We start from the raw sequence: 455 nt of genomic DNA on the forward strand, positions 1-455 counted from the left end.
GGCCGTAACACCCCCGGTGTGGATGGCCAAATCTGGAAAACCCCCACGCAGAAACTCAAGGGTGTGCAGTCATTGCAACGGAGGGGGTATCGACCCCAACCGTTGAGGCGCATCTATATCCCCAAAAAGAATGGCAAACGTCGTCCGCTCGGCATTCCCGTTATGGCTGACCGGGCCCAGCAAGCACTTCATTTGCTGGCACTGGAGCCCGTAGCAGAAATGCTGGCAGACCCAAACGCCTACGGGTTCCGGCCCGGACGGGCCGCGGCAGACGCCATTGCACAGTGTTTCAATATACTGGCACAACGCAACGCAGCCCGGTGGATCCTTGAAGGGGATATAAAAGCCTGCTTTGATCAAATCAGCCATACATGGCTTCGTGAGCATGTGCCGATGGATAAATCAGTCCTCGGAAAATGGCTGACGGCAGGCTACATGGAAGACGGCAAGGTCTA

1 protein-coding gene is annotated in these 455 nt (G+C 56.3%); it reads left to right on the forward strand.

Annotation, left to right across the window (positions count from 1 at the left end; translation table 11 throughout):
* Positions 1–455, forward strand: a 455-nt coding sequence (locus tag C5470_RS22225) for a reverse transcriptase domain-containing protein (RefSeq protein WP_242688286.1), incomplete at both ends; no start/stop codon positions are given.

Origin of the sequence: Photorhabdus stackebrandtii (assembly GCF_011189495.1) — a bacterium.
Taxonomy (GTDB): Bacteria; Pseudomonadota; Gammaproteobacteria; order Enterobacterales; family Enterobacteriaceae; genus Photorhabdus; species Photorhabdus khanii.